Here is a 9,482-nt window from a genome sequence, read left to right on the forward strand (position 1 = left end):
CGAACGTGTCAGGATTCGTTGCTGTCGAGGGCGATGTCGATGAGGCTCGCCACGTCCATCGTGTCGATCAGGTCCAACTCATCGCCGCTGCTGGGAGTTGTGCTGTCGTCGTCGGGGTCGGCGAGCTTCAGCAGGGTCTCCAGGAGTCCCACCTCCCGGAACCGGGCCAGCGAGATGCGCTCGAGTGCCGCGCGCAGCTCGGCCTCCTGCGGGTCGAGGGCCGCCTCCCGGACGCTGTCCGGGAAGAGCTCGTCACGCAGGTGCTCGGCGAGGGCTCCGGGCGTCGGGTAGTCGAACACCGCGCTCGCCGGGAGGCGCAGCCCACAGGCCGCGTTCAGCCGGTTGCGGAGTTCGACCGCCGTCAGCGAGTCGAAGCCCAGTGCCCGGAAGGCCCTGGCCGGTTCGACCGACTGCGCGCCCGGGTAGCCGAGCACTCCGGCCACCTCGCCGCGCACCAGCTCCAGCAGCGCGCGGTCCCGGTCGGCCTCGGACAGTCCGGCCAGCCTGGCCTTCACTCCGGCCGCCTCGCCGTTCTCCCCGGTGCTCCCGGCGGCGTCCGGACCGGTGGCCGACAGCTGCCGGACCTCGGGCAGTTCGCCGATCAGCGGGCGCGGGCGGGCCGCGGTGAAGGAGGGGACGAAGCGTGCCCAGTCGACGTCGGCGACGATGCCGGTGGCCTCGCCGCTCTCCAGCGCCCGCTGGAGTCCGGTCAGGGCGGAGCCGGGCGCCATCACGGGCAGTCCGAACCGGCGCAGGTGCTCCTCCGCGGCTTCGCCGGCCGCCATGCCGGCCTCGGCCCAGGGGCCCCAGGCGATCGAGGTCCCGGCCAGGCCGCGGTCCCGGCGGGACTCGACCAGGGCGTCCAGGAAGGCGTTGGCGGCGGCGTAGGCGGCCTGGCCGCCACTGCCCCAGACACCCGCGATCGAGGAGAAGGTGACGAAGGCGTCGAGTTCGGTCCCGGCCAGCAGGGCGTCCAGGTGGGCGGCTCCGGCCGCCTTGGCCTCGATGACGGCGGCCAGGTCGGCCGGGGTGCTGTCCGTCAGGGCGGCGTCCGCGACCACTCCGGCCGCGTGGACGACGGCGGTCAGCGGCTGCTCGATCGAGGCGAGCAGGGCTGCCAGGGCCGCACGGTCGGCCACGTCGCACGCGGCGACGGTGACGTCCGTACCCGACTCGGCGAGTTCGGCGCGCAGTTCGGCCACTCCGGGCGCGTCCGGGCCGCGGCGGCTGGTGAGCACCAGGTGCTCGGCGCCGTTGCGGGCCAGCCAGCGGGCGACCTGGGCGCCGAGGGCCCCCGTACCGCCGGTGACCAGCACGCTGCCGCGCGGCTTCCAGGCGACCGCGTCGCCCCGGGTCGCGCGGACCAGCCGGCGGACGGACAGGCCCGACGGCCGCAGCGCGAGCTGGTCCTCGGCTCCGGCAGCGGTCAGGGCGACGGCCAGCAGCTCCCGCGTGCGCTCGTCGGCGGTCGGCGGGAGGTCGATGAGGCCGCCCCAGCGCTCGGGGTGTTCCAGGCCGACCACTCGGCCGAGGCCCCAGACCTGCGCCTGTACCGGGTTCGGCAGGCGATCCGACCGGCCGGTGGACACCGCGCCGCGCGTCACGCACCAGAGCGGGGAACCCACCTCGGCGTCGCCGAGCGCCTGCACCAGCAGGGCGGTGGCGGCGAGACCGGCGGGCATCCCCGGGTGCTCCGGGTGCGGGGTCTCGTCGAGCGCGAGCAGCGAGAGGACACCGGCCGGTGCGCCGCCGGCGTCGAGTTCCCCGCGCAGGTGGGCCACGACGGCGGCGCGGTCCTCGGCCTGGGTGAGGGTCAGCTGACGTACCTCGGCGCCGCGCTCGGTCAGCGTGGTGGCCGCGTCCAGGACGGCGGCGTCCTCGCTGTGCCCGGCCGGGACGACCAGCAGCCAGGTGCCGGAGACCGCGGCGGCGCCGGTCTCGGTGAGCGGCTTCCAGGTGACCCGGTAGCGCCAGCCGTCCACCGTGGACTGCTCACGGCTCTGGCGGCGCCAGGCCGTGATGGCGGGCAGGGCGGAGCTCAGCGGCTGGTCGCCGTCGAGGCCGAGGGTGGTGGTCAGGGCGTCGAGGTCCTCGCGCTCGACCAGCTCCCAGAACCGGCTGTCCACCGAGTCCGGGGCGGCGACGGGGGCTTCGGCCGCCTTCGGCCAGTAGCGGTGGCGCTGGAAGGCGTAGGTGGGCAGGTCCACCCGGCGGGCACCGGTACCGGCGAAGAACGCCTCCCAGTCCACGGCCGCGCCGCGCACCTGGGCCCGGGCCACCGCGGCGGTCAGCGTCCGCACCTCACCACGGCCCGAACGCAGCGTCGGGGCGAAGGCGGCCGGTTCGGTGACGCAGTGCTCGCCGAGTGCCGACAGCACCCCGTCCGGGCCCAACTCCACGAATGTACGGACGCCTTCACGCTCCAGCGCCTGGACGGCGTCATGGAAGCGGACGGCCTCGCGGACGTGGCGCACCCAGTACTCGGCGGTACGGATCTCCTCGGTGATGTCACCGGTGAGGGTGGAGACGATCGGGATCCGGGGCGCCTGGAACGCCAGCCCCTCCACGATCGTGCGGAACTCGGCCAGCATCGGCTCCATCAGCGGGGAGTGGAAGGCGTGGCTGACCGTGAGCCGCTTGGTCTTACGACCCTGGGCCTCCCAGTCCGCCGCGACCTCCAGCACCGCCCGCTCATCACCCGAGATCACCACCGACGACGGACCGTTGACCGCGGCGATCCCCAACTCATCGGTGACGTACGGCAGTACCTCACCCTCGGACGCCTCGACCGCCACCATCGCACCACCAGTGGGCAGCTGCTGCATCAACCGGCCACGAGCAGCCACCAGAGAAGCGGCATCCTCCAACGACAGCACCCCCGCCACATGCGCGGCAGCGATCTCACCGATCGAATGACCCGCCAGGAAGTCCGGACGCACACCCCACGACTCCACCAGACGGAACAACGCCACCTCGATCGCGAACAGCGCCGGCTGGGTGTACTCCGTCCGATCCAGCAGGCCCTCGCCGTCCGCGACGAGCATCACCTCGCGCAGCGGACGCTCCAGATGCCGGTCCAGCTCCGCGCACACCGCGTCCATCGCCTCCGCGAACGCCGGGTACGTCTCGTACAACTCCGCTCCCATGCCCAGCCGCTGACTGCCCTGGCCGGTGAAGAGGAAGGCGAACCTGCCGCCCTTGGCCGAGCCCTGGACCACGTTCGCATCGGGGTTTCCCGAGGCCAACCCCTGTACACCCCCCGCAAACCCCTCATTGTCGGCGGCCACCACCACGGCGCGGTGCTCCAGTGCGGAACGCGTCGTGGCCAGCGAGTACGCCAGATCGAGCAGCCCGGACGGGTCCCCGGCTCCGGCCGCCCAGGACGCCAGCCGGCTCGCCTGCGCCCGCAGTGCCTCCTCGCTGCGGGCCGACACCAGCAGCGGCAGCACGGTACGGACTCCGGGGTCGCGCGGCTCGGTGGGCCGGACGGGTGCCTGCTCCAGGACGACATGGGCGTTGGTTCCGCTCATCCCGAAGGAGGACACGCCCGACCGGCGCGGACGGCCGGTCTCCGGCCACCGGGCGGCCTCGGTGAGCAGTTCGACCGCACCCGCCGACCAGTCGACCTGGGCGGACGGCGCGTCGATGTGCAGGCTCTGCGGCAGCGTGCCGTGCTCCATGGCGAGCACCATCTTGATCACGCCCGCGACACCGGCGGCGGCCTGGGTGTGGCCGATGTTGGACTTCACCGAACCCAGCAGGAGCGGACGGTCCTCAGGACGGTCCTTGCCGTAGGTGGCGAGCAGCGCCTGCGCCTCGATCGGGTCGCCCAGTGCCGTGCCCGTACCGTGCGCCTCCACCGCGTCGACCTCGTCGGGCGACAGCCCGGCGCTGGCGAGCGCCTGGCGGATGACACGCTGCTGGGAGGGGCCGTTGGGGGCGGTGAGGCCGTTGCTGGCGCCGTCCTGGTTGACGGCGCTTCCCCGCACGATGGCCAGTACCGGGTGGCCGTTGCGCTCGGCGTCGGAGAGCCGTTCGACGAGGAGCATGCCGACGCCCTCGCCCCAGCCCGTGCCGTCGGCGGCGGCGGCGAAGGGCTTGCACCGGCCGTCCGCCGCCAGGCCGCGCTGGCGGCTGAACTCGATGAAGGCGCCCGGCGTGGACATCACGGTGACACCGCCGGCCAGCGCCAGCGAGCACTCGCCGCTGCGCAGCGCCTGTGCCGCGAGGTGGAGCGCGACCAGCGAGGAGGAGCAGGCGGTGTCGACGGTGACCGCCGGGCCCTCAAGCCCGAAGGTGTAGGAGAGGCGGCCGGAGACCACGCTGGCCGCGGTGCCCGTGCCGAGCTGGCCCTCCAGTCCGTCCGGCGAGTTCGCCGCGACGGTGAGGTAGTCCTGCCCGTTGGTGCCGACGAACACACCGGCCTGGCTGCCGCGCAGGGACTCCGGGTCGATGCCCGCCCGCTCGAAGGCCTCCCAGGAGGTCTCGAGCAGCAGGCGCTGCTGCGGGTCCATCGCCAGCGCCTCGCGCGGCGAGATACCGAAGAACGTCGGATCGAACTCGGCCACGTCGTAGAGGAACCCGCCCTCCCGGGTGTAGGCCGTGTTCGCCTGCTCCGCGTCACCGCTGTACAGCGCCTCCAGGTCCCAGCCACGGTCGGTCGGGAAGCCGGAGATCGCGTCCGTCCCCGTCGCCAGCAGCTGCCACATGTCCTCGGGAGTGCGGACACCGCCCGGGAAGCGGCAGCTCATCGCGACGATCGCGATCGGCTCGTCATCGGCCTCACTCTGCGGTACCGGCTGCGCGGCCACGGTCTCCTGACCGAAGAACTCCGTCCGCAGGTACTGGGACAGCGCGTTCGAGGTCGGGTAGTCGAAGACCAGGGTGGTCGGGAGGCTCAGTCCGGTGACGGCACCCAGGCGGTTGCGCAGCTCGACGGCGGTGAGCGAGTCGAAGCCCAGCTCGCGGAACGCCCGTCCCGCGTCCACCGCTTCGGGCGCACCGTAGCCGAGCACGGCGGCGACCTCGGTGCGGACCAGGTCGAGCAGAGCGGCGCCGCGTTCGGTCTCCGAGAGGGCGGCGAGGCGCTGGGCGAGGGGGCTGCGCTGGGCGGACGCCTCGGGCGCGGCCTTCGCGAGCGCCTCGCGGGCCTCGGGAATCTCGTCGAACAGGGTGGTGGCACGGGGCGAGGCACCCGGGTCGGCCAGCAGTACCTCCCAGGCGATGTCGGCGACCGCGACCGTGGTGTCGCCGTTCTCCAGCGCCTGGTGCAGGGCGGCGATCGCCGACTCGGGGGTCATCGGCGGGACACCCTCGCGGCGCAGCCGCTCTTCGAGGGTGCGGTCGGTGGCCATGCCGCTCCCGGCCCAGGGACCCCAGGCGATGGAGGTGGCGGCGAGGCCGTCGGCCCGGCGCTGCTCGGCGAGCGCGTCCAGGAAGGCGTTGGCGGCGGCGTAGTTGCCCTGGCCGGCGTTGCCGATCGTGCCTGCGGTGGAGGAGAAGAGGACGAAGGCGGAGAGGTCGGAGGTCAGTTCGTGCAGGTTGAGCGCGGCGTCCGCCTTCGGGCGGGCCACGGTGGCGAACCGCTCGGGCGTCAGGCCGTCCACCATGCCGTCATCGAGCACACCGGCGGTGTGGAACACCGCCGACACCTCGACGGTGGCGAGCAGCTCGGCGAGCGCCCCACGGTCGGCCACATCGCACGCGGCCACCGTGACGGTTGCACCCAACTCGGCCAGTTCATCGCGCAGTTCGACCGCACCGGGGGCATCCAGGCCCCGGCGGCTGGTCAGCACCAGGTGCTCGGCTCCGTTACGGGCCAGCCAGCGCGCGACCTCCGCACCGAGGGCACCCGTCCCGCCGGTGACCAGGACCGTGCCGGACGGCTTCCAGGCCACGGACTCACCTCGCGGGGCCCGGGCGAGGCGCCGGGCATGGACACCCGAGGCTCGTACGGCGACCTGGTCCTCGCCGCCGGTGAGCACACCCGCCAGCCGGGCGAGGGCAAGCCCGTCCAGCGTCTCCGGCAGGTCGACCAGACCGCCCCAGCGGTCGGGGTGCTCCAGTGCCACCACCCGGCCAAGTCCCCAGACCTGGGCCTGAGCCGGGCTGCCGAGCCGGTCGCTACGGCCGGTCGACACCGCACCCCGCGTCACGCACCACAGCGGGGCAGCGATGCCCGCGTCACCCAGTGCCTGGACAAGAGTCGCGGTGAGCGCGGCAGTCCCGTCCTCGCCCAGGGCGAGCAGAGACAGCACACCCGCGACCGCCGTCCCGTCCACGACCGCGCCGCGCAGCAGCTCGGCCATCGCACCGCGATCGGTACCGACCGGCTCGACCCGGCACACATCCACGCCCCGAGCGGTCAGCATCCCGACCACGGCCGCCGCAGCGGCGTCCTCGGCCGGAGCCACCACCAGCCAAGTCCCCGACAGCGCACCCGAGGCAGCGTCGGTGACCGGCTTCCAGGTGACCCGGTAGCGCCAGCCGTCCACCGTGGACTGCTCACGGCTCTGCCTGCGCCAGGCCGACAGAGCAGGCAGCAGCGCGCCCAACTCGTCGCCGTCCGCCAGCTGCAGGGTCGCGGCCAGGGTGTCCAGGTCCTCGCGCTCGACGGCCTCCCAGAAGCGGGCGTCCGCCTCGTCGGCCGGCGTCGCCGTCGCGGCGGCGGACCCACCGCCCGACTCCAGCCAGTAGTGCCCGTACTGGAAGGGGTAGGTCGGCAGGTCGACCCGGCCGGCACCGCGACCGGCGAAGAACGCCTCCCAGTCCACGGCGACGCCACGCACATGTGCCCGGGCCAGGCCGATGGTCAGCGCCTCGGCCTCGGAACGGCCGGCGCGCAGCAGCGGTACGAACGCCGCGTCCTCGGTCACGCAGTGCTGACCCAGCGCGGACAGGACACCGTCCGGGCCCAACTCCACGAACGTACGGACGCCTTCACGCTCCAGCGTCTGAACGGCGTCGTGGAAGCGGACGGCCTCGCGGACGTGGCGCACCCAGTACTCGGCGGTGCGGATCTCCTCGGTGATGTCACCGGTGAGGGTGGAGACGATCGGGATCCTCGGCTCACCGAAGATCAACCCCTCCACGACCGTGCGGAACTCCGCCAGCATCGGCTCCATCAGCGGGGAATGGAACGCGTGGCTCACCGTGAGCCGCTTGGTCTTACGACCCTGGGCCTCCCAGTCCGCCGCGACCTCCAGCACCGCCCGCTCATCACCCGAGATCACCACCGACGACGGACCGTTGACCGCGGCGATCCCCAACTCATCGGTGACATACGGCAGTACCTCACCCTCGGACGCCTCGACCGCCACCATCGCACCACCAGAGGGCAGCTGCTGCATCAACCGGCCACGAGCAGCCACCAGAGAAGCGGCATCCTCCAACGACAGCACCCCCGCCACATGCGCGGCAGCGATCTCACCGATCGAATGACCCGCCAGGAAGTCCGGACGCACACCCCACGACTCCACCAGACGGAACAACGCCACCTCGACCGCGAACAGCGCCGGCTGGGTGTACTCCGTCCGATCCAGCAACTCGCCCGCGAACATCTCCTCACGCAGCGGACGCCCCAGATGCCGGTCCAGCTCCGCACACACCGCATCCAGAGCCGAAGCGAACACCGGGAACGCCTCGTACAGCTCGGCGCCCATCCCGACCCGCTGACTGCCCTGCCCGGTGAACAGGAACGCGAGGGTGCCGTCGGTGACCGAGCCCTCGACGACGTACTGCGGTGTGCTCTCGCCGGAGGCCAGCGCCTGGAGGCCGCGGTGGAAGTCGGCCGGCTGGCCGGCGATGACCGCCGCGCGCCGCGGCAGCGCCGAGCGGGTGGTGGCGAGGGAGTAGCCGACGTCGGCCGGGTCGAGTCCGGGGTCCGCGGTGAGGCGGTCCAGCAGCTGCCGGGCCTGGGCCCGCAGCGCCTCGGCGCCCTTGGCGGAGAGGAACCAGGGGACGAGCGCCGTGTTCACGACGGGGGCGGCAACGTCCTCCACGGCATCGTCGGCCTTCGGGACCGGGGGTGCTTGCTCCAGGATGGTGTGGGCGTTGGTACCGCTGACGCCGAACGAGGAGGTGGCGGCGCGGCGGGGTTCGCCGGTCTCGGGCCACGGGCGGGCCTCGGTGAGCAGCTCGACGGCGCCGGCCGACCAGTCCACGTGCGGAGAGGGCTGGTCGACGTGCAGGGTCTTGGGCAGCACTCCGTGCTGGAGGGCCAGCACCATCTTGATCACACCGGCGACACCCGCCGCCGCCTGGGTGTGGCCGATGTTGGACTTCAACGAGCCGAGCCAGAGCGGACGGTCCTCAGGACGGTCCTTGCCGTAGGTGGCGAGTAGCGCCTGCGCCTCGATCGGGTCACCGAGGACCGTGCCGGTGCCGTGCGCCTCGACCACGTCGACCTGGTCCGCCGTCAGCCGGGCGTCCGCCAGTGCCTGGTGGATCACCCGCTGCTGGGAGGGGCCGTTGGGGGCGGTCAGACCGTTGGAGGCGCCGTCCTGGTTGACGGCGCTTCCCCGGACCACGGCCAGCACCGGGTGCCCGTTGCGACGGGCGTCCGACAGCCGCTCGACCAGCAGTACCGCCACGCCCTCGGACCAGCCGGTGCCGTCCGCCGCGGCCGCGAAGGACTTGCAGCGGCCGTCGGCGGCCAGTCCGCGCTGACGGCTGAACTCGACGAAGACGTCCGGGGTGGCCATCACGGTCACACCGCCGACCAGCGCCTTCGTGCAGTCTCCGCGCCGGAGCGCCTGGCAGGCCCAGTGCAGGGCGACCAGCGAGGAGGAGCAGGCGGTGTCCAGGGTGGCGGCCGGGCCCTCCAGGCCCAGCGTGTAGGAGATCCGGCCGGAGAGCACACTGGTCGCGTTGCCGGTCAGCAGGCGGCCCTCGACGCCCTCCGGCACCTCCTTGAGCTCCGAGCCGTAGCCCTGGTAGCTGCCGCCGACGAAGACGCCGGTACGGCTGCCGCGCAGGGTGGCCGGGTCGATCCCCGCCCGCTCGCACACCTCCCAGGAGGCCTCGAGCAGCAGGCGCTGCTGCGGGTCCATGGCGAGCGCCTCACGCGGCGAGATCCCGAAGAACTCGGGGTCGAACTCGGCCGCGTCGTGCAGGAATCCGCCACCGGAGGCGTAGAACGTGCCCTGGTGGTCCGGGTCCGGGTGGTACAGCCCGTCGATGTCCCAGCCGCGGTCGGTGGGGAACGGCGAGATGGCGTCGGCTCCGGTGGCGACCAGCTGCCACAGGTCCTCGGGCGACCGCACGCCGCCGGGGAGCCGGCAGCTCATCGCCACGATGGCGATCGGCTCCTGCTCGGCCTCCTCGACCTCGCGCAGTCGGCGGTTGGCCCGGCGCAGCTCGGTGGTCATCCACTTGAGGTGGTCGAGGAGCTTCTTTTCGTCTGCCATCAGTGGGCTGCCTTCCGGGAAGCCGGGACAAGTGCGGTCGTCACGCTCGTCGCGTGGTGGATTGCGGTCGTCACG

At 73.1% G+C, this 9,482-nt stretch carries 1 protein-coding gene; it reads right to left on the bottom strand.

The window, feature by feature from the left end; translation table 11 throughout:
• Positions 1-8: 8 nt before the first annotated feature.
• A complete protein-coding gene (locus tag ACSMTC_RS02105) occupies positions 9-9,410 on the bottom strand; it encodes a type I polyketide synthase (protein WP_436564571.1) in 9,402 nt (3,133 codons plus the stop codon).
• Between the last annotated feature and the right edge of the window lie 72 nt (positions 9,411-9,482).

The sequence above is a fragment of the Kitasatospora sp. HPM-01-4 genome, from assembly GCF_051374625.1.
Taxonomy (GTDB): Bacteria; Actinomycetota; Actinomycetes; order Streptomycetales; family Streptomycetaceae; genus Kitasatospora.